This window comes from Parasphingorhabdus litoris DSM 22379, from assembly GCF_020906275.1.
Taxonomy (GTDB): Bacteria; Pseudomonadota; Alphaproteobacteria; order Sphingomonadales; family Sphingomonadaceae; genus Parasphingorhabdus; species Parasphingorhabdus litoris.
Genome location: NZ_CP086727.1, coordinates 1611751 through 1631308, shown reverse-complemented (window position 1 = coordinate 1631308; position 19558 = coordinate 1611751). Strand labels below are relative to the sequence as shown.

Here is a 19558-nt window from a genome sequence, read left to right as displayed (position 1 = left end):
TCACACCGGCATGCTCATAATGTCTTGATAGGCTTTGAGCAGCTTGTTGCGGACCTGAAGTGTAAGCTCGAAGCCCAATGACGATTTTTGCCGCGCCATCATAACGCCCGCGATATCGGTCGTCTTACCCATGGTGTAATCCTGCGTGAGGTCACCAGCGGCATGCTGCAGATCGCTGATCTGATGAAAGGCGGCGCTCATCGCATCGCCAAAATTTTTCTGAACAGCAGCCGTTCCATCGGCAGCATTGGGCAAGATCGTTTTGCGCAACACTTCATTTTGCGAGATTATGTCCTGGCGCATAGCCATGACTCCGGCAGTGTCGATCATCTTCATAGCTCAAACATCCTTCGCCAGATCCGCTGCATATTGCACTCGCACCAAGGGGCATTTTGGTGAAAGGGACGCAATATGCAGCGGCAGGCCATGGCTCACCCGGACCAGTGCGGGCGAGCACCTATCGGAATAAGAGATGCAATGGCGATGGTGGTTTGGTTCTGCCTTGTGAAAAATATATGCACCCATGTGGGAATAAAATTTGTGCACATGATTTTCGACAAGACCGCTGAATTTTTGCAAGCGAAGGAGGCAAGATTGAATTGAAATCCTGTCCGCAAACGTTGCAAAACTCACCATAATTCCAGTCATCATCTTCCCCAATATCTGGTCCAAAAAGCCGCAACTGAAACTCGAAATGCGGCTGAAGATGACTTTGCAATCGCTATGCCATTTTATAGGATTTCCAATTATCACTATTTTTCAGATACTTATTTGGGCACATTGCGTGCCCAGTCAATTTCATGACTCCAGACCGTCAAACTACTGACAAAGCGGTATTTTTCTGTCGCCTGGAACCTGCGTTAAACCTAATCCGAAGCGATCCGTTCTTTCTGCATGAGGCCGCCACTCATCGAAACAATTGGCGACCCGTTCGTTTTTGAAAGGAAAAATATATGACAGTTATCGGAACCAATGTTGCGGCTCTACGCACAAACTACGCCGCCAATAGCGCTGAGATGAGTCTCGCCAAATCTATCGAACGTTTGTCAACTGGTCGCCGCATCAACAGCGCCAGCGATGACGCCGCTGGACTGGCGGTGGCCACTCGCATGACAGCGGAAATCCGCGGCCTCAACATGGCGAACCGCAATGCCAAAGATGGCATCTCACTGACTCAAACCGCGGAAGGCGGAATGAACGAGATCAATAGCATGTTGCAACGGATGCGGGAATTATCTGTCCAGTCTGCCAACGGCACATTGGACAATACGGACCGCGCCAACCTACAGGTCGAGGTCGCAGCCTTGATTGAACAAATTGATGATGTGGCTTCGCGCACCACTTTTAACAATGTTGCTCTGCTTGATGGCACCAATGCCACCTTGGATATCCAGACTGGAACAAAAGCGGCTGAAACTGTAACCATCACACTTGCTAACGTTACAGCAGCAAACCTGTCCGTTGACACACTCGATATCGCCACGGTTGCTGGTGCGAGCGCGGCGCTGACAGCACTTGATACCGCCATGACTGCGGTGACCACGGCGCAGGCATCGCTGGGTGCTTCGCAAAACCGGTTGCAGGCGACCGTATCTAACCTGAATGACCGCTTGGCCAATATCACTGAGTCCCGGTCACGGATCGAAGATGTTGACTTTTCTGGTGAGACCACTGCCCTCGCCAAGGCACAGATTTTGAGCCAGGCATCAACGGCCATGCTTGCGCAGGCCAATCAGACACAACAGGGCGTCCTGAGTTTGATCCGTTAAGTCACTGGTCCGCTTAACAGGTCTTATGGTCACCGGCGCCTATCAAACCCCACTATGGGCGTCGGTGGCTACCTTTCTTGGACTCTAAAATATTCAGTTCTTGAATATCAAAGTGGCAGATAGCGCTGCTTCGATCCGCTATTGCGGTTTAGCCAGCATTGTGTGGAGCTTTTCAAGCGCCGCCTTTTTGATCTGACATACACGCGATGCGCCGATATCTAGCGTACGACCGATTTCTTCCAGGTTCATTTCCTCAACAAAATAGAGCTGCAGGATCAAACCATCCCGTTCAGGCAAGGCATCTATGGCATCTGCAATCCTCTGCTGCTTTTGATGGCGTTCAATACGATCATCTGCTCTTTCCGATGAGTCAGAGAACCAGATATTGTGATCGGAATAAACTTCATCCATCGACTGCAAGTCTATCGACTCTGAATTATGCAATGCAGTTTGAAAACTCTTCTGATCCATATCCATGGCCGCCGCCAGCTCAGATTGACTGGGCGCATATCCCAGTTTCTGCGCCAACTCTTCTTGAACTTCACGCAGCTGTTTTTGGAATTGCATGGCAGATCTGCTGATACTGCTTTGCTTGCGCAATTGATCAATCATCGCACCGCGAATTCGCAGTTTCGCATAGTTGGTAAAACCAAGGCCGCGATCTTCAAAGCTTTGTGCTGCTTCGACCAGCGCAACCATTCCAATCTGCAGCAAATCTTCGACTTCGACAGTTGTCGAAAGACGTGAATGAACCTGCCAAGCAAGTTTGCGAACAAGCGGTAAGTGGCTTTCAATCAGTTTTTCCTGACTGGCCGCCGTCGCGCTGGGGCCATAGGTCAAGTCTGCAAAATTGGGATCAAGATATGTCATGCGGGATCCTTTTTGTGTTGATCAGTTGCGGGATCAAAACTGTTTGAGGACGCAGGCTTTCGCGAATGATTGCCAACGACAGCGACAACCTCGATCGCTTTGTCATCCGGTAATTCTTCAAAAGACAAAACAGGTGTTGCTGGAAAACTAGACTTTAGAATTTTCAACAAAGTCCTGCGGGCGATCGGCGAAGTGACAACTGCAAAACGTCTTGCCTCTGCCATGATTGGTCGCGCGGCATCCTCGACCGACAAAACAATCTTTTGAACAAGCCCGGGCTCGACCGGACGAGACGCACCACCGCCTGCTTCGATCGCCTGTGCCAATAGATTTTCGAGCTCTGCATCGAGCGTAATCACTGGCAGGGGCATGTTGATGGGAACGAGCGATTGGATAATCAGCGACCCGATCCGCTTTCGCACGCCATCAACAATATTATCGAGCGATGGACTCTCATCAGATGCCTGATCGACCGCAGCTTCAATCATAGCTTCACTAAGCCTCCGAAAGTCTTTCAGCGGCACGCCCTCGCCCAGCAGAGACCGGCAAATCGCTGTGATCTGAAAAAGTGTAAGTGGTTTGGGCGTAAGCCCCTCCACCAGTTGGGGAGCAATATCCTTCAAATTGTCCAGCAAGCCCTGCGCTTCGTCCATCCCGAACAATTCAGCTGCATTGAGACCAATGAGGTGATTGAAATGGGTCGCGATTACGGTTGAGGCATCAACAACGGTATAGCCTGAAACCACCGCTTCACTGCGTTTCTCTGGAGAAATCCAAAAGGATTCCAGGCCAAACGTGGGGTCTTTGCAAGCCTTGCCATCAACAACGGAATCGATCTCTCCGCTATCGAGCGCCAACAGATCATCTGGCCAGGCTTGATCTTCACCCACAGTCACACCGCTGATTTGAATCCGATACGCATTAGGCGGAAGCGCCATATTATCCTTTACTCGCACCAACGGAATGACAAAGCCAAGTTCACGAGATAATTGACGTCTGATCCCGGTTAGACGCTGCATTAAGGGCGCACCTTTACGATCATCAACCAGCGGCACCAAACCGTAACCAATCTCTATCGACAGCACCGCGCCATCGGTGACGTCGTTCCAGGCGATATGATTGTTCTGTTCGAGGGTTTGCGAGCTCGGTTCTTCCGCGTCGTGTTTTTTCTCTTTGCTCAGCATGCGCCACGCGACAAATCCGGAAATCCCAGCAATGGGCAGAATGATGAGATGCGGCATACCCGGCAACAATCCCACGACCGTCAGTATCGCAGCCACCGGAATCCAGGCTTTGGGGTTTCCAAATTGACTACCAATTTGCCCGGGAAGATCCATCGGTGATGCCACTCTGGTAACAATCGCAGCTGCAGCAATCGACAGAAGCAATGCCGGCACTTGCGCGACCAACGCATCACCAACGGCCAGCAGCACGTAGGTCTGAGCGGCATCGCTAACAGCCATGTCGTGACTGAATACGCCCAAGATCATTCCGCCAATAATATTGATGATCAGGATCAAAACACCCGCGACTGCGTCGCCTTTCACAAATTTCGATGCCCCGTCCATCGATCCGTAAAAATCAGATTCTGTCGCAACTTCCTGACGCCTCTGCTTCGCTTCTTCTGGTGAGAGCAGCCCGGCATTCAGATCCGCATCAATTGCCATTTGCTTGCCTGGCAACGCATCAAGGGTAAAGCGTGCGGTGACTTCCGACACTCGTCCCGCACCTTTGGTTATCACCACCAAATTGATGATCATCAAGATAGTGAAAACAAAGATACCGACCACATAGTCACCACCGATCAGAAAATTCCCAAACGCCTCGATAACCTGGCCGGCTGCATGTGACCCCGCATATCCTTCAACGAGCACAACACGCGTCGATGCAACGTTTAGAGCAAGCCGCAATAAAGTTGCGAATAGAAGCACTGTTGGAAAGCTTGAGAAATCGAGAGGTTTGGCAACATTCAATGCAACCATCAGAACAGCCAGCGCAATTGTGATATTAGCTATGAAACCGATATCAAGAACTGTGACTGGCACCGGCAGGACCATGAATATCACCAGCAATAACGTCGCTACAGGTAAGATTCCTGCTTTGGCAATATTGCCCAGTTTCTGTTGGTGAGATGACAGGAACATCATCACGATCCGGTTCCGTGAACTATGGATGTTGCTTGGCTTTGGCGCATGAATGATCCCAGATTTGTTTGATTTGGGATCAGCAAAGCACGTGCCAAGCGAGTTACATGGGATCAGATGTGTCGCTAAGTGGTTTGAATTCGCTGGTTAAAGCAATTTGTCATATGTCGGTGAAGTTCCAGCTCCCAAAGCAAGTGCCAAATTTATGGCGCGTCGTTCGTTCAAATTCGTCAATTTATTGACTCGAAAACGAGCAGCGTCGATCAATCGCATAAGCGCAACAAGCCGCTTTTTCATCGCTGGATCCTCAGTCCAAACACCGGTCTCTTCTATCTCAGACACCAAGGGCCGGATGGCTGCAGCAGCCGCAATTATATGTTCTGGGTCTTGCCCATCCAGTGCATCATTCAATTCTTTAAAAGCCTGCTCAAGACGATTCAGCAACAACATGGTCAGAAGCTGCCTGCTTCTGGTCGATCAAACGCAATAATCTTCTCAGCAATCATCATAGAATCGATCGGATATCGATCATTGGCAATTGCCTCGGTGACAAACTGAATATGTGCGACATTAACAGGCATCCCTTGCTGAACCATTTGCTCAACAGCCTTGGCTAGAGAGATACCCTTGTTATCAACTTCGGAATGATTTTGTTCGACCGGCTTGGTCATCGGCTGGGTATCATTGACTTTTCCAGTATTTACCGACGAACTGCGGGAAGCGTTGATCCTGTCTATCATGACAATCTCCTGTTTAGCATGCTCGCCCTTTAATACGGGCCGCCGTTCCTGAAATTTAATTGATGCTGTGAGATGGCAATGAAACCTGCCCCTGCCCTGTTATCTTGACCAATATCGGTGAAGACCTTCTCCCCGCACGTGCAGGGATGATATCACCCAGGCCGCCATTCCGATCTGCCTGCATTTGACGTGAAATCATGAACCCATTTTTCTCGACAACAAGTATAACCGGTTGTCCGCGCCTGATGATCAATGATTTGGTTGAAGATGTTTTCCGATTAGCCGATGGTCTCTTGAGGGTGACAGGAACGCGCCAATTTTGCGGGACACAGTTTATTACAACGAGATCTTTGCGTCGTGTCTTAAAAATGACTGGCTCAGTGCATTTTTTTAGTCTGAGGCGTTGATCGATATTATATTGCGCACCACCAATCTCACCCTTCTCCTTACTCAGAAAATCTGCCAACCGCTTTTCTAATGCCGGGATAGACTCGGTCGCTTTGGCACATATTGGCACGTTTGCACTGGCAAGACAGATTGCCCCAATCAGACAGGCTTGATTCATCAATCGCATAGTTTCTTCTCCATTTCTTCCATTTTGAAGAAGCAAACCCCATGCCATCTAATGCCCAAAGGTCAGTTCAGTGGTAACGGACCGAGACAATCAATTGCTGAGGTGACTCGTTATTCAAGCGGCGTTGTTCGCCAAAAACTATAGCTGATCCCTCCAAACCATTTGCTTTCAATGATCTGGCAAAAGACGCCATGCGGGCCGAAGACAGTTCCCATTCGTCTAGTCTTGCCGAAGATTCAGAATTTCCGGTGATTGACAATGTCACCTCTTTGGGACGTTCACTGAGAGAGGCGATCACAAGCGAGACTTTCTCTTTCCCGGCTGAAGTAAGCATTGCTTCATTTGACTCAAACAAAGACGCCGTTGTCCATTCAAACGCCCTCGATGGCACATCGGTTTTGGAAACTTCCGCCACGCTTGCCGGATGAACGAAAGAAAGGACTATCAATCCAAGCATCAAAAGACTCAAGTCAGCAAAGGCAAGTGACCAGCGATCGGCTCGTTGCATCTTCATGTTGATTTTTCGGAACGCATTGCCAATGCGGTCAGCTCATCAACAAACATTCTTTGCCACTTCAACTCTTCCGCGGAGAGACGTTGAAATCGATGCGATATCGGTGCAGCAACAACATTCGAAAGAAGCAGTCCGTATAATGTTGTCAGCAACGCCAATGCCATTGCAGAACCCAGATTGGCAGCATTATCGATATCCGCAAAAAGACGGACTAGCCCTATTATGGTCCCAATCATTCCTATAGCAGGCGCGACATCTGCGACAGCGGTCCAAAATCGGACAACGTCCGTTTGAAGCACCTCGCGTTCCTGAAGATGGGTGTTCGCCCATGACGCAAATCGATCGGTATTCTGGTCACTTGCAAAATAGGCTGATGCACGGGCCACAAAAGGGTTCTTCGATCCAACATGGTCGATACACTGCAGGCCTTTCGCATCGGTCACTGCCTTTATTCTTGTAAGTGCTTGCCGTGACGATTGTGCATCCCGTGTCGGATTTGCGCGAAACAATATTTGCCACACGAAAAAGCCTTGCAGCAAACTGGCCCGCCCCTCTTGCAGCCCAACGACGGCAATCGATCCGAACCAGACCAGACCAAATGCCAGTGGATCAAATAGCTCAACGATTGGCTGCATTTTGTTCCCCCACGCTATCATTTTTCAAAACGACAAAAAAATGGCGGCAGGTGACAAAAACTCGTCGCGGTTTTTTGACGCTTTCAAGTGTTCCTATCGGGAATGGGGCAGAATTGCTGGACATTGGGATTTTGGCACACGCTTTGCTGATGGACTGAAACAAGCTCTCTGCCTTTCAAAACGGATGGCATGGATGCGCGTTTAACTGTGACAAGAAGGAGCATCAGTTCCGGCTATGGACAAGATATTCGGTATCTACGGTGATGCACTGGCGCTGCGATCACAACGCCTCAACATGCTGGCATCCAATATCGCCAACGCGGCGACACCGCATTTCAAAGCACGCGACCTGGACTTTGATAAAGCTATCGCATCAATTGCCGATGGAGCAGCGCAAAATGACAGCGTGAAAAGTCACACCGGTTATCGCGTGCCATTACAAGCCGCGATGGATGGCAACACAGTTGAGCTCTCTACGGAACAAACGCTCTTTGCCGAAAATGCGGTGCAATATCGCACCACCCTATCCTTTCTCGATGGTCGCCTTGGCACGCTGCGCCGCGCGATGAAAGGTGAATAAATGACCAATCCAATTAACATCTTTGACGTTTCCGGACGGGCCATGGCCGCGCAACTGACGCGATTGAATACGACGGCATCGAATATGGCCAATGCCCGTTCGGTTGCGCGTACCGAAAACGAGGCTTTCCGCGCGCTAAAACCTGTTTTTCGAACCCATGTTGAAAGTTCGGATTTTGCCACGGTCGATGTTGAACGGATCGTGCAGTCCGACACACAGCCGAAGAAACGACATGATCCAAATAATCCGATGGCGGATCCTGATGGATTTGTTTGGGAAGCGGGCGTCGATGAAGCCACCGAAATGATCGAGATGATCGAAGCAGCCCGACAATATCAGAACAATGTGCAGGTGCTGCAAACAGCAAAGTCACTAATTTTGGAAACGATAAGGATGGGTAAATAATGACCACGATTGCTGAAACTTCCCCCCTCAATACTACCACCGCGCGAAGCAATCCGCTTCCCGCAAGCAGTCTCAATCAGGCCGATTTTTTGCGCCTGATGACGGCTCAATTGAAGATGCAGGACCCTTTTAAACCATTGGATAGTAACGATATGGTTGCACAAATGGCACAATTTTCGACCGTTGCCGGCATTGAAGAAATGAATGGGTCGCTTAGAAAACTGAATGAAAATAATCGTATTGGCGATGCATCAAGCTGGCTGGGCAGAAATGTGCTTGTCCCCGGAAATAAAGCGGTACCGAATGAAACAGGCCAATATGCCGGTGAATTTTATCTGACCGCTCCTACCAAAGACCTATCTATCGATTTTCTGAATGATCGCGGGGAGATCGTTCAGGCAATAGAATTGGGTGAGCAAGAAGCCGGGCCGATTGTTTTCGAATGGGATGCGCTGGACGGCAATGGCAAACCTCTAGACCACGGCCCTCTTAAAGTCAGAGTGAATGGCGGGGTTATTGTCGGGCTTTCATCCTGGGCGAAAGTCGAGGCTGTGCAGTCCCCCACAGATGGGGCCAATGCGCGCCTGATAACAACCAACGGAGAATATTGGCTCTCTGATGCAATGCGCCTCCGCTAGTTCCCATCATCAAATCGAGGAGAAAAGATCATGTCTTTCTACACTTCACTATCTGGCCTCAAAGCCTCTCAGACCGACTTGTCTACCATTTCCAACAACGTTTCCAATGCCGGGTCTGTTGGGTTTAAAAGGAGCCGTGCTGTCTTTGGCGACCTTTTTGCGGCCGCCCCGACTCAGTCCACAAAAACGGTAGCTGGACAAGGTGTAAGACTGAACGGAATCACCCAGCAATTCTCTCAAGGTACGTTGGAATCCACGGGCAGGACGTTGGACATCGCCATTGCAGGCGAAGGATTCTTCGTTGTTCGCGGTGCCCCTCCTCGTTCTGAAACTAGCTTCACTCGCAACGGTGTTTTTGGAACTAATTCAGACAGAGAAGTTATCGATACCCTGGGTAACAAAGTTCAACTTTTGCCCGTCGATGCCAATGGCAACGTTACTTCAACAGCCATAGGCAGCATGTTCGATTTCGAGATTCCGGATGTCGATCCCGCAGATCCGACCGCTGTGCTTGCCAATATTACCATCGCAAAAGACGGGTTGGTCACGGCAACTTTTGCCAATGGCAACACGTTAAACTTGGGATCATTGGCGATGTCTTCTTTCGCCAATTCAGAAGGTCTGCGTCCGATAGGCGATGCCCATTGGCAAGCCACCGGTGAGAGCGGCGATCCGCAGCTCAATGGTGCCGGTCAAGGTTCGATTGGCGAAGTTCGATCCGGTCTGCTCGAACGAGCGAATGTCGATCTTACTGAAGAGCTGGTTTCCCTCATCGGAGCGCAGCGCAATTTTCAGGCCAATGCCCAGGCCATTGAAACAGCAAATACACTGACCCAAACCATCATTAATCTTCAGGTTTGATAGTCACCGGAGAGTATGAAAATGGACAAGATGATCCATAGTAGCCTGACCACGATGCAAGGCATTATGGCACGGCAGACCGCGATTGCGAATAACATGGCCAATGCAGATACGACCGGTTTTCGGGCCGAGATTGTCAATGCAAAAGCCAGGCACCTTTCGAGTGCGGAATTCGACAGTCGAGCGATTGCCTATGAACGCGTATTCGCAACTGATCTTACCGCTGCATCGGTCAAGAAAACTGACCGCTCACTGGATGTAGCGCTGGATGGCGATGCCATGTTGTCGGTTCTGGGCGATGATGGAGAACCTGCTTACTCAAGACGCGGCGATCTACAGCTGAGCGAAACCGGATTGGTAACAACCGGTGCCGGTGACCCCGTGTTGGGAGAAGCCGGTCCTCTCATCATCCCCCCATCTGACAAGATCAGCATAGCCAAGGATGGCGGTGTATGGATCTTACCGCAGGGTGATGTTGATGGAGAGATGCAGCAGATTGATCGTCTCGCTCTGGTTTCTTTTACGAGCAGCGATATTATCAAAGGCCATGATAATCTGTTTCGTGTGCGGGATGACGGTGTTCTGCCCATTGATGTCGATGCTCGTCTGACAGCTGGCGCACTTGAAGGGTCCAATGTCAACATGACTGCTGCTCTGGTCGATATGATCGAGGCAAGTCGCGCATGGGAAACCCAGGTCAAATTTCTCTCCACAGCCAAAGATATCGACAGCAGTGGCGCCAGCTTGATGCAATTGCCCAATAGCTAGAAAGGAATGGAATATGAGTAACGGAGCCTTGCAGGTCGCACGCACTGGATTGGACGCTCAAAATCTAAAGATGCGAGTGATTGCCAACAATCTGGCCAACGTAAACACTAACGGTTTCAAGCGGCAACGCGCGAGTTTTGAAACATTGGTCTATCAACACAACATAACACCCGGCGCTCCGGTAGATGCCCAGAACCGATACGCGATTGGATTGTCGCTTGGCACTGGCGTCGCGGTTCAGGGAACAGCGCGGATCGAGACACAAGGCACGTTGCAAACAACCGGTAACAGTCTCGATATAGCTATTGAAGGGCCCGGTTATTTTCAGGTGGAAATGCCCGACGGAGAAATCGGCTACACCAGAGCAGGCAACTTCAGCCGTACCTTCGAAGGAATTGTCGTTACAGCAGGCGGCCTGCCCCTTGTCCCGGAAATCCAGATACCGGAAGGAGCTACCGGCCTTACCATCGGCAGCGACGGAACGGTTTCTGCCGCTTTGGCGGGCGCTGCGGAAATTACTGAACTGGGACAGATAGAAACGGCAACATTCATCAACCCGGCTGGTCTCAAACCGATTGGAGATAATCTATTGGTCGAGAGTGAAGCAAGCGGCGAGCCCCAGGCGGGCCCAGCGAGCGAAGAGGGTCGCGGTCGTCTGCGTGCCGGATTTCTCGAGCAATCCAATGTCAACATTGTAGAGGAGCTGGTCGACATGATTGAGACACAGCGCGCCTATGAAGTGAACAGCAAAATGATCTCTGCCACGGATGAAATGCTGCAATTTGTGAACCAGCAACTATGACCCATTCCTTACTGAGAATATCGATCGTTGCCGTTTGCACATTGTCTCTATCCGCTTGTTTTAGTGTAAAGGATGAGGGCCCGCGTCCGGGATTTTCACCAACAATAGCGCCTGCGACGATGCCTCCATTATCAGACGATGGCGCTATATTTCAGGCCACTAACGGCTATGCTGCATTGACCAGTGGCGCACGCGCTTCTCGGATTGGCGATGTCTTGACCATTCAACTCGTGGAGCGAACTTCAGCAGTCAAAAGTAACAGTGCGGCCACTAACAGAAGCGGTGAATTTGGTCTGACACCGCCGACTACGGGCCCACTGTCAATTTTCGAATCGAGTGACATAAATATTGGCGGCGATCAGTCGTTTTCAGGATCCGGGCGCGCGGCACAAGCGAACAGCCTATTCGGCGAAATCAGTGTCACGATCTCGGAAATCTACTCCAACGGCACGATGAAAGTGAAAGGCGAAAAATTGTTAAACTTGAACCGCGGTGAGGAATATATTCAAATGACCGGGATCGTTCGGGTAGCTGATATCGGTACAGACAACCGCGTCCTATCTTCCCGTGTCGCGGATGCCAGGATCTCTTATTCCGGTTCGGGTGAAATTGCTCGTGCCAGTAAGCAGGGATGGTTGCAGAAATTCTTTTCTGCAATCTCTCCCTTCTAGGTCGGGATATGAACTTGAGATTCTTCCTGTGTTTTTGGCAAGCCAGATTCATTTTTGGTCTGTTAGTTGTTGCTGCCACGCTTTGGAGTGTTCCGGCAGACGCAACACGGATCAAAGATATTGGCAGCTTTGAAGGGCTGCGAACAAACCAGTTGACCGGTTATGGAATAGTGGTTGGGCTGGCTGGTACAGGTGATGACAGTCTGGAATATGCCACTCAGGGCATCAAAGGAACGGTATCGCGATTTGGGCTGACATTGCCGCCTGCAATAAATCCCTCGCTGAAAAATGCTGCAGCAGTAATCGTAACAGCAGAGCTGCCCCCTTTTGCGAAGCCGGGGCAAAGATTGGACATTACGGTGTCGGCATTGGGCAAAGCCAAATCTCTTCGTGGCGGCACGCTCATTCTGATGCCCTTGCTCGGTGCCGATGGACAAATTTATGCGATGGCCCAAGGCAATCTGGCCGTGGGTGGATTGGGCGTTGATGCGAATGATGGTTCTCGAACCTTGGTAAATACACCCAGTGCGGGACGGATACCCGGCGGGGCTACGGTTGAGCGCAGTGTAACATCCGGTTTTGCAGATTCTCCCTATCTAACATTCAACCTGGCGGAGCCTGACCTTACAACCGCGCTTCGCGTTGCAGACGCGATAAACCGTCAAACCGCTGGTGCAACCGCCAAAGCGATAGATGCGGTTTCCATTCAGATTGTTTCCGAACCGGGTGCAGCACAGCGCATCATGCAAATGGGACTGATCGAGAATATTGAAGTCAGTCCGGCCAAGAGCGCAGCACGTGTTGTCGTCAATGCGCGCACCGGCACCGTGGTAATAAACGAGATGGTCCGAATTACACCCGCTGCGGTAAGCCATGGCAAACTGACGGTGAAAATCAAGGAACGTCCATTGGTCGTTCAACCCGCCCCGTTCAGCCGCGGCCAAACAGCAGTGGAACCCGATAGCGAGATTCAAATCGAAGAGAAAGACGCACCCATGTTCGCATTTGATCGCGGTGCTTCCCTCGCGGAGATTGTTGAAACCATTAATGCCATTGGCGCAACGCCCGGTGATTTGGTCGCCATCCTTGAGGCACTCAAGCAAGCCGGCGCGATGAAAGCGGAGTTACTCATCCAATGACACCAGTCATCTCCCCCACATCCAATATTGCTCGGTTTGAAGCATCGACAGATCAAGAGAAATTGCAGCAGGCCGCGCAAGCATTTGAAGCGATTTTTGTGCGCAACATGATTGGTGCGATGCGATCTGCCAGTCTGGGTGATGATCTCTTGGGCAATAGCGCGACCGATCAATTTCGCACGATGATGGATGACGAGGTTGCCGATCACATCGCTGAGCAAAAAGGGTTCGGGATAGCAGACATTCTTGTTGCACAATGGAAGGATAAAATATGACGGACATGTACTCAATTGGATCTTCCGGAATCCGTGCCTATCAACGCGCCCTGTCAACTATTTCACTCAACATCAGCAATGCTGAGAACCCCAACTATGTTCGCCGCAATCTTCGGTTGAGAGAGCTATCAGGCTCGGCAGAAATCAACCCCTACTTGCTCCAGCAGACTGGCTTTGGTGGTGTTGAAACGGCAGGAATAATGAGGGCCGCCGACCCATTTCTAGAAGCCAATGTCAGGCTAACCGGCGCGGCTTTATATGGAGCCGAAACGCGATCACGTTGGATGCAGAATGTCGAAACCGCATTGGGTGATACGGCGCATGGTATTGGTACAAAGCTGAAAACTATGTTTGCCCTTGCGGAAGAACTTTCCAGCGCACCGTTTAGTAACGTACTGCGCAATCAATTCATCAGCGACATCGAAGCTGCTGTTACAGCCATCAATCGTACTGCAAATGATTTGGCTGATCGGTCCGATCAGATCAGCGCTGCGGCCGAGCAAGAAGTGATCGAGTTTAACGAAGCCTTGGAAAATCTGGCAAAGACCAATCTGGCGCTCCGGTCGGCGGCCGATGGATCGTCAAAACAGGCGGCATTGCTTGACCAACGCGATGTTGCATTGGCTGTGCTGAGCGAACGTATGGACGTAACAATCAGCTTTGCGGATAAAGGTATCGCAAATATCACCTATGATGGACAGTCATTGGTCGATATCGGACAGACAAACAGTGTATCGGTGGTGACCGCAGCCAATGTTACAATCAGTCTGAGCGTCAACGGCAATTCAGTGGCACCTCCATCGCGTGGTTCAGTTTCAGCACTGATATCCAGCGCAGCAACCACCGTTCAGAGGCGAGCGGAACTCGACAGTTTAGCCAATCAGTTTGCAACCGACATCAACGCTTGGCAGGCGGCTGGTCAGACCAACGCGGGAACGCCTGGCCAACCTATCCTGAATGCCGCAGGCGGTGCTGCAGCATTAGCGATGGCAACTCGTGATCCGGCAGATCTCGCATTAGCCACGCCAGGAGCGGCGAATGGCAATATCACGAATTTTTCCTCTCTGCGCGGCGCAAATGGTATTGAGCAAGTCTGGACGAATATCGTCGGAGCACAAGCCATTGTCACGGCAGCGGCTGAGAGCGAAAATGCGGCGACCAAGGCGCAATATGAAGCTGCTCGCGAGGCACGCGACAACTTGTCCTCTGTCAACCTCGATAGAGAAGCGGCTGATCTATTGCGTTTTCAAGAAGCCTATAATGCATCCGCTCGTGTCATTCAGGTCGCACGCGAAAACATGCAAAATATTCTCGCCTTGTTCTAAATTGGAAGGAACTTCTCATGCAATCCATCAATCGTAATCGTCCATCCAGCGCGATAATATTGCAAAATGACCTTGCGCAGCTAATCGCAGACCGCCAGCAACAAATTTCGACCAGACGACGTTTGGAGCACGCTTCTGATGATCCTGCATCCTGGTCACAAATTTCAAATATTGCAAAGGTCCAAGCCAATATCGGCGCATGGCTCCGCAATATCGATCGCGGTCAATCCATTGCCGCTCAAGCCGATGGTGCGATGAATGAAATTGCTGACCAACTCATTCGAGCGAAGGAATTGGTCATACAAGCCAGTAGCCAAACCATCTCTCAAGCCGATCTGGAAACCATAGCTCAGCAGATGGAAAGCGTAGGCGAAACAATTGCGGACCTGCTTTCGCAAGAAAACGCATATGGTCGGCCGCTATTCAGTGCCGGGCCCGCGCTAGAGATTCCGATTGATGACAATGCAACGGTAACCGCGGCACCGTCGAGACTCGAGTTCAGCGCAATAGCGCCACTGGTTACGACCATTGCAGCTACAATCCGAACCGGAACTCCTGCTCAACGCAGCGCACTTCTTACTCCGCTGGAATCTGAAATATCTGACACGGCAAATATCTTAGGCAAGCATGGCATCGAGAATGAAAAGCTTACGAACGGTGCTGCACGTCTCGAAGACAGGAAGATAGACGTAAGCGAATATCGCGCAACTTTGGAGGAAACTGATCTTACTCTGGCGATCACCGAAGTACAAAAAATGCTCATCAGTCTTGAGGCAGCCCAAGCCACATATGCCCGGATCGAACGATCCAGTCTCTTCGATCAACTTCGTTAAAAAACGGATCACAAATATCCGTTTTGAAAGCGAGGAAGGTGAGCCGCATGGTTTAAACTCCCTCCAAATCTAACTGCCAGGAATTAGATATGTTCGCAGCGATTGGTATCGTCATCCTATTGGTAATGGTCTTTGGAATATTTACTCTTTCGGGGGGGAATATGGGTGCCGTGATGCAGGCGCTCCCGATCGAAATGGGTATTATTGGTGGGGCCGCTATTGGCGGGCTTGTTGTGGGTAACAACATTGATGGTTTGAAGGATCTGCTCGGCGGTGTCGCAAGAGTTTTCCGTGGCCCTAGATATAATAAGGCCGACTTTCTCGATTGCATTTTTCTGGTTTCGAAGTTGATAAAGATACTGCGCTCAGAGAGCCCGCTTGTGTTGGAGAAGCATATTGAAGACCCTCATGGTTCCCTAATATTTGCCGAGTTTCCAAGATTGCTTGCAGACGAAAAGCTGATCTCCCTGATCTGCGATACGCTGAGGCTTGTTGTCGTTTCTTCCGGGGTGATTGACCCTCATGCAGTCGAAGAGGTCATGGATAACAGTCTGAAGACCAGGCATGATGAAGCGATTGCGCCAGCAGACAAGCTCCAAAATCTTGCGGATGCCCTGCCCGCGCTCGGTATTGTTGCCGCCGTGCTCGGCGTTGTCAAAACGATGGGCGCAATTGATCAACCACCCGAAATATTGGGTGCCATGATTGGATCAGCGTTGGTCGGGACTTTTCTTGGTGTGTTGTTAGCATATGGTTTCGTCGGCCCTATGGCCAGTCGCGCCCGTCAAGTTATTGAAAGCGACAATGCAATCTATCATATCGTCAAACAGATTATCGTCGCTTCCTTGCATGGTCACCCGCAACCATTAGTTATCGAAGCCGCGCGATCCGGACTGGCATTTGCCAATCAACCGGATTTCGCCGATGTTTTTGACGGCATGCGTGGCAACTAGTAATGGCACGTGGAAAGAATTCCGAAAAACCGCGACCAATAATCGTTAGGAAAATTGCGGCGACACGGACTCTCTCGCGGCCTGGCGGCGCTTGGAAGGTTGCATATGCAGATTTCGTAACAGCGATGATGGCCTTTTTTCTTCTGATGTGGTTATTGAGCGCAACCGATGATGAAGAGCGCAAGGCGTTGGCGGAATATTTCACCCCTACATTGGTTCAGTTACAGGATAACAGTGCTGGTGCCGATGGTATGTTTGGCGGAGATTCAATCATATCTGACGAAGATTATCGCAGTCGTGCAATGCAAGTTGGAGAACGCTCGCTCAGCATCCCCAAACAAAGCAGCAGCACAAACAGGTTCGGTGACGGCGATATAAAGAGGCAGGATCAAACTCAGTTTGAAATGATAAGGCGCCGGATTGAGCAGCGGCTAAAAGAAAATGAAAGCTTGAGAGAATTATACAAAAATATCCGCTTCACCGAAACGCGAGAAGGCCTGCGGATCGAGCTGATTGATGAAGCCGATTTTTCAATGTTTGCACTCGCTACGGATGAGTTACTCCCTCGCGCGCGTCAATTGCTGGCTGAGGTTGCCGACGCCATCAAGCCGGCGCCCAATCCGTTGATGATTAGAGGGCATACCGACGCCCTGCCCTTCTCTTCTGGGCGCACCATGAATAATTGGATGCTGTCAACCGCCAGGGCTGAAGCCACGCGCAAAGAATTGCATCGAAACGGAATTGACTCGGATTCATTTTTCAAAATTGAAGGCGTCGCAGATCGCGAACCCTATACGCCCGACGACATTTACGATCCCCGCAATCGGAGAATCTCTATAACGCTGGGATGGCGTTCTGAACTCAATCTAAACTGAGAATTAGCGACGCGCGTAATCCACCTTCCTTACGATTTTCCAACATGACATCACCGCCATGATCGCGAGCAATTGCTCGTGCCAGAGTCAAGCCCAGGCCTGATCCGCCGGTGGCGCGGTTGCGCGATGCTTCGGCGCGGGCAAATGGTTCGAACATGGCTTCAATTTGTTCCTCCGGCAAACCTATCCCCACATCATCCACATGGATCAACAACTTGTCATCCGTTTTATCCACAGAAATCTCAGCCTGTTTTCCGTATTTTACAGCGTTGCTGATCAAATTGCGCAAGGCACGGCGGACGAGTGTTGCACGAATATTCGCGGTGATGCGTCTGCCCCGTGAAAAATAGACTTTTTCGCCCATATCAGTAAACTCATCCGCAACGGTTTCGATCAACGCACTGATGTCGGTTTTTTCGGCCAATCCTCCCGATCGCCCCAATCGTGCCAGCGACAATATGTCATCAAGCGTTTTGTCCATATCATCAATCCCTGCGATCATTCTCTCGCGCTCGTCTTCATTCTCGACGCTTTCTATGCGCACACGCAGCGCAGCCAGCGGCGTCCGCAAATCATGACCTATGGCACCCAGCATCACATCTTTCTCATCCATCATTGCACTGACGCGGCCATGCATATCATTGAAAGCAGCAATAAGTTGTTTTGTGTCAGGAGGACCGGTTTCTTCAAGTGGTTCACCGGCACCGGGTTTGAAATTCTGTGCTCCCTTCGTCAGCGCTTTCAAGGGACGAGAAATATGCCGCCCCAGCCAGATCAACGGGATCAACAATATCAGATAAATAACCACTGTCTGAAACAATAATGTCCGCACAAGCCGTGGATTGCGGTCACGAACAACCGATGCGATATTCAGCCATAGCCCCTCTTCGATCTGCGCAGACACGATGACGAAGCCTTCTATCTTATTCTGCTGTCTACCGTGAGCAATCGCCCGCAATTTGAGACGCTCCCGCCCCAAACCAATGACACTATTTGTCATATTGGCGGGCAGTTTCTCCGCCTGCGCAATTTCTACAGACAGGACAGCTAAGCCCATATTTGCAAATGCTCGATTCGCTCGGTCTTCAACCGCTGGCAGTCTTTCCTGCTTTTCATCTATTGCACTCTGTGCAGTCACACTGGGGCGATTTCGGCGAACCCGCAAACTGCCATCGCGGCGATAACGCCGCTCCCGAAAGCCGCGCTCGTTAATCCGTTCGACTTCTCCAGCAATCCGCGCGACTGCTGACGCCGATGCTTCAACTATGCGTTGGTTTTGAGCGCCCTGATAAAGCAGCACGATATTGATCGTCTGCGCAATCGCCAAAGTGATTGCCACCAGAGCCAGCAATTGCCCAATCAGGCTTTTGGGAAGCAATCGCTTCATAATGTCTTGACGTCCCCAGCCAGAACATATCCCCCGCCCCACACTGTTTTGATGATCTCAGGCTTCTTCGGATTTGCCTCAATTTTTCGGCGTAGGCGGCTGATTTGATTGTCCACGGCCCGATCAAAAGCATGCGCTTCGCGGCCCTGCGTTATATCGAGCAACTGATCGCGGTTCAGCACCTGGCCTGCACGCGAAAGTAGAGCGAGAAGCATCTGATATTCACCACTGGAAAGCGGAACATTAACGCCTTCATCGTCAATCAGACTCCGTTGATCGGTTTTAAGCGTCCAACCAGAAAACTGATACACGGAACCATTACCCACCTTGATGCCATTCCCGTTATGGGTACGCCGCAAAACAACCTTTATGCGCGCAACCAATTCCCGCGGGCTAAATGGCTTGGTCACATAATCGTCAGCGCCCAGTTCCAGACCAACAATACGCTCCAGCTCTTCCCCCTTGGCACTTATGAATATGACGGGCGTTTCGGTTTTTTCACGCACATGGCGACAAAAGCTGAGCCCGTCTTCTCCCGGCATCATGATGTCGAGCAATATAATATCAAAGTTAAACGCATGCATTACCGAACGCGCTTCGCTCGCGTCGCTGGCTTGCTGAACGCGAAAGCCTTGCTTGGTCAGATATTCGGCCAATGGTTCGCGCAACGAAGCCTCATCATCGACCAATAAGATATGCGTTTGTCCCGTCATCTGCTTCACCTAACACAGGTTTGGAAAAAAAGAACGGATCACCGGCGCTGTTACGGGAGGGATATTGCCGGTGATCCGTTCACAAAA

The 19558-nt window shown here is 50.7% G+C and carries 24 protein-coding genes; 14 read left to right on the top strand and 10 right to left on the bottom strand.

Annotation, left to right across the window (positions count from 1 at the left end):
* Window positions 1–336: a flagellar hook-basal body complex protein FliE gene (gene fliE, locus BS29_RS07900; RefSeq protein ID WP_229956645.1), complete on the bottom strand. Its 336-nt coding sequence runs from the start codon at window positions 334–336 to the stop codon at window positions 1–3.
* A 617-nt stretch (window positions 337–953) separates the two neighbouring features.
* Here fliE and BS29_RS07895 point away from each other — a divergent pair.
* Entirely contained in the window at window positions 954–1769 is an 816-nt protein-coding gene (locus BS29_RS07895; RefSeq protein WP_229956644.1) for a flagellin N-terminal helical domain-containing protein, read from the top strand.
* Between the two features lie 138 nt (window positions 1770–1907).
* Here the strand turns inward: BS29_RS07895 and BS29_RS07890 are convergent, their stop codons facing one another.
* The 7 genes from BS29_RS07890 to BS29_RS07860 form a co-directional block, all read right to left on the bottom strand.
* Window positions 1908–2639, bottom strand: a complete 732-nt coding sequence (locus BS29_RS07890; protein WP_229956643.1) for a sigma-70 family RNA polymerase sigma factor — start codon at window positions 2637–2639, stop codon at window positions 1908–1910.
* Entirely contained in the window at window positions 2636–4786 is a 2151-nt protein-coding gene (gene flhA, locus BS29_RS07885) for a flagellar biosynthesis protein FlhA (RefSeq protein ID WP_229956826.1), read from the bottom strand. Before flhA ends, BS29_RS07890 begins: the two co-directional genes overlap by 4 nt.
* Before the next feature lie 144 nt (window positions 4787–4930).
* Window positions 4931–5233, bottom strand: a complete 303-nt coding sequence (locus tag BS29_RS07880) for a hypothetical protein (protein ID WP_229956642.1) — start codon at window positions 5231–5233, stop codon at window positions 4931–4933.
* Between the two features lie 2 nt (window positions 5234–5235).
* Window positions 5236–5523, bottom strand: coding sequence for a hypothetical protein (locus BS29_RS07875; RefSeq protein WP_229956641.1), 288 nt, complete (start codon window positions 5521–5523; stop codon window positions 5236–5238).
* A gap of 55 nt (window positions 5524–5578) precedes the next feature.
* A complete protein-coding gene (locus tag BS29_RS07870) occupies window positions 5579–6133 on the bottom strand; it encodes a flagella basal body P-ring formation protein FlgA (protein ID WP_229956640.1) in 555 nt (184 codons plus the stop codon).
* 31 nt (window positions 6134–6164) lie between these two features.
* Complete coding sequence (locus tag BS29_RS07865; protein ID WP_229956639.1) at window positions 6165–6566, bottom strand: OmpA family protein; 402 nt, start codon at window positions 6564–6566, stop codon at window positions 6165–6167.
* Between the two features lie 41 nt (window positions 6567–6607).
* Window positions 6608–7246: a MotA/TolQ/ExbB proton channel family protein gene (locus BS29_RS07860; RefSeq protein ID WP_229956638.1), complete on the bottom strand. Its 639-nt coding sequence runs from the start codon at window positions 7244–7246 to the stop codon at window positions 6608–6610.
* A 235-nt stretch (window positions 7247–7481) separates the two neighbouring features.
* Here BS29_RS07860 and flgB point away from each other — a divergent pair, with 235 nt between their 5' ends.
* The 13 genes from flgB (at window position 7482) to BS29_RS07795 (ending at window position 17371) form a co-directional block, all read left to right on the top strand.
* A complete protein-coding gene (flgB, locus tag BS29_RS07855) occupies window positions 7482–7826 on the top strand; it encodes a flagellar basal body rod protein FlgB (RefSeq protein WP_229956637.1) in 345 nt (114 codons plus the stop codon).
* Complete coding sequence (gene flgC, locus BS29_RS07850) at window positions 7827–8231, top strand: flagellar basal body rod protein FlgC (RefSeq protein WP_229956636.1); 405 nt, start codon at window positions 7827–7829, stop codon at window positions 8229–8231.
* Entirely contained in the window at window positions 8231–8869 is a 639-nt protein-coding gene (locus tag BS29_RS07845; RefSeq protein WP_229956635.1) for a flagellar hook assembly protein FlgD, read from the top strand. Before flgC ends, BS29_RS07845 begins: the two co-directional genes overlap by 1 nt.
* A gap of 30 nt (window positions 8870–8899) precedes the next feature.
* Window positions 8900–9730 (top strand): flagellar hook-basal body complex protein, encoded by an 831-nt coding sequence (locus BS29_RS07840; RefSeq protein ID WP_229956634.1) that lies wholly within the window; start codon window positions 8900–8902, stop codon window positions 9728–9730.
* A 21-nt stretch (window positions 9731–9751) separates the two neighbouring features.
* On the top strand, window positions 9752–10498 hold the full coding sequence (locus BS29_RS07835; RefSeq protein ID WP_229956633.1) for a flagellar basal body rod protein FlgF: 747 nt from the start codon (window positions 9752–9754) through the stop codon (window positions 10496–10498).
* Window positions 10499–10511: 13 nt separating this feature from the next.
* Complete coding sequence (gene flgG / locus BS29_RS07830; protein WP_229956632.1) at window positions 10512–11300, top strand: flagellar basal-body rod protein FlgG; 789 nt, start codon at window positions 10512–10514, stop codon at window positions 11298–11300.
* A complete protein-coding gene (locus BS29_RS07825) occupies window positions 11297–11971 on the top strand; it encodes a flagellar basal body L-ring protein FlgH (protein ID WP_229956631.1) in 675 nt (224 codons plus the stop codon). Before flgG ends, BS29_RS07825 begins: the two co-directional genes overlap by 4 nt.
* Window positions 11972–11979: 8 nt before the next feature.
* The gene (locus BS29_RS07820) at window positions 11980–13110 is read left to right on the top strand and encodes a flagellar basal body P-ring protein FlgI (RefSeq protein WP_229956630.1); all 1131 of its coding nucleotides are present in this window, start codon (window positions 11980–11982) and stop codon (window positions 13108–13110) included.
* Entirely contained in the window at window positions 13107–13385 is a 279-nt protein-coding gene (locus BS29_RS07815; protein WP_229956629.1) for a rod-binding protein, read from the top strand. The genes BS29_RS07820 and BS29_RS07815 overlap by 4 nt, the downstream gene beginning before the upstream one ends.
* A complete protein-coding gene (gene flgK, locus BS29_RS07810) occupies window positions 13382–14710 on the top strand; it encodes a flagellar hook-associated protein FlgK (RefSeq protein WP_229956628.1) in 1329 nt (442 codons plus the stop codon). Before BS29_RS07815 ends, flgK begins: the two co-directional genes overlap by 4 nt.
* Window positions 14711–14727: 17 nt before the next feature.
* Window positions 14728–15543: a flagellin gene (locus BS29_RS07805; RefSeq protein ID WP_229956627.1), complete on the top strand. Its 816-nt coding sequence runs from the start codon at window positions 14728–14730 to the stop codon at window positions 15541–15543.
* 89 nt (window positions 15544–15632) lie between these two features.
* Window positions 15633–16496: a flagellar motor stator protein MotA gene (motA, locus tag BS29_RS07800; RefSeq protein WP_229956626.1), complete on the top strand. Its 864-nt coding sequence runs from the start codon at window positions 15633–15635 to the stop codon at window positions 16494–16496.
* A 2-nt stretch (window positions 16497–16498) separates the two neighbouring features.
* Window positions 16499–17371, top strand: coding sequence for a flagellar motor protein MotB (locus tag BS29_RS07795; RefSeq protein ID WP_229956625.1), 873 nt, complete (start codon window positions 16499–16501; stop codon window positions 17369–17371).
* On the opposite strand, the gene BS29_RS07790 is transcribed toward BS29_RS07795, so the two are convergent.
* Window positions 17358–18758 carry a sensor histidine kinase gene (locus tag BS29_RS07790; protein ID WP_229956624.1) on the bottom strand — a complete coding sequence of 467 codons (1401 nt, stop codon included), beginning with the start codon at window positions 18756–18758 and terminating at the stop codon, window positions 17358–17360. The two genes, BS29_RS07795 and BS29_RS07790, sit on opposite strands and share 14 nt — an antisense overlap.
* A complete protein-coding gene (locus BS29_RS07785; protein WP_229956623.1) occupies window positions 18755–19471 on the bottom strand; it encodes a response regulator in 717 nt (238 codons plus the stop codon). Before BS29_RS07785 ends, BS29_RS07790 begins: the two co-directional genes overlap by 4 nt.
* Window positions 19472–19558: the final 87 nt, after the last annotated feature.

Excerpts from the sequence above, each read along its gene's own strand:
- fliE (WP_229956645.1), bottom strand. The coding sequence starts at position 336 with ATGAAGATGATCGACACTGCCGGAGTCATGGCTATGCGCCAGGACATA.
- BS29_RS07845 (WP_229956635.1), top strand. The coding sequence starts at position 8,231 with ATGACCACGATTGCTGAAACTTCCCCCCTCAATACTACCACCGCGCGA.
- BS29_RS07895 (WP_229956644.1), top strand. The coding sequence starts at position 954 with ATGACAGTTATCGGAACCAATGTTGCGGCTCTACGCACAAACTACGCC.
- BS29_RS07790 (WP_229956624.1), bottom strand. The coding sequence starts at position 18,758 with ATGAAGCGATTGCTTCCCAAAAGCCTGATTGGGCAATTGCTGGCTCTG.
- BS29_RS07825 (WP_229956631.1), top strand. The coding sequence starts at position 11,297 with ATGACCCATTCCTTACTGAGAATATCGATCGTTGCCGTTTGCACATTG.
- BS29_RS07840 (WP_229956634.1), top strand. The coding sequence starts at position 8,900 with ATGTCTTTCTACACTTCACTATCTGGCCTCAAAGCCTCTCAGACCGAC.
- BS29_RS07890 (WP_229956643.1), bottom strand. The coding sequence starts at position 2,639 with ATGACATATCTTGATCCCAATTTTGCAGACTTGACCTATGGCCCCAGC.
- BS29_RS07860 (WP_229956638.1), bottom strand. The coding sequence starts at position 7,246 with ATGCAGCCAATCGTTGAGCTATTTGATCCACTGGCATTTGGTCTGGTC.
- BS29_RS07880 (WP_229956642.1), bottom strand. The coding sequence starts at position 5,233 with ATGTTGTTGCTGAATCGTCTTGAGCAGGCTTTTAAAGAATTGAATGAT.
- BS29_RS07805 (WP_229956627.1), top strand. The coding sequence starts at position 14,728 with ATGCAATCCATCAATCGTAATCGTCCATCCAGCGCGATAATATTGCAA.
- BS29_RS07875 (WP_229956641.1), bottom strand. The coding sequence starts at position 5,523 with ATGATAGACAGGATCAACGCTTCCCGCAGTTCGTCGGTAAATACTGGA.
- motA (WP_229956626.1), top strand. The coding sequence starts at position 15,633 with ATGTTCGCAGCGATTGGTATCGTCATCCTATTGGTAATGGTCTTTGGA.
- BS29_RS07835 (WP_229956633.1), top strand. The coding sequence starts at position 9,752 with ATGGACAAGATGATCCATAGTAGCCTGACCACGATGCAAGGCATTATG.
- flgK (WP_229956628.1), top strand. The coding sequence starts at position 13,382 with ATGACGGACATGTACTCAATTGGATCTTCCGGAATCCGTGCCTATCAA.
- flhA (WP_229956826.1), bottom strand. The coding sequence starts at position 4,786 with ATGATGTTCCTGTCATCTCACCAACAGAAACTGGGCAATATTGCCAAA.
- flgB (WP_229956637.1), top strand. The coding sequence starts at position 7,482 with ATGGACAAGATATTCGGTATCTACGGTGATGCACTGGCGCTGCGATCA.
- flgG (WP_229956632.1), top strand. The coding sequence starts at position 10,512 with ATGAGTAACGGAGCCTTGCAGGTCGCACGCACTGGATTGGACGCTCAA.
- BS29_RS07795 (WP_229956625.1), top strand. The coding sequence starts at position 16,499 with ATGGCACGTGGAAAGAATTCCGAAAAACCGCGACCAATAATCGTTAGG.
- BS29_RS07815 (WP_229956629.1), top strand. The coding sequence starts at position 13,107 with ATGACACCAGTCATCTCCCCCACATCCAATATTGCTCGGTTTGAAGCA.
- flgC (WP_229956636.1), top strand. The coding sequence starts at position 7,827 with ATGACCAATCCAATTAACATCTTTGACGTTTCCGGACGGGCCATGGCC.
- BS29_RS07785 (WP_229956623.1), bottom strand. The coding sequence starts at position 19,471 with ATGACGGGACAAACGCATATCTTATTGGTCGATGATGAGGCTTCGTTG.
- BS29_RS07820 (WP_229956630.1), top strand. The coding sequence starts at position 11,980 with ATGAACTTGAGATTCTTCCTGTGTTTTTGGCAAGCCAGATTCATTTTT.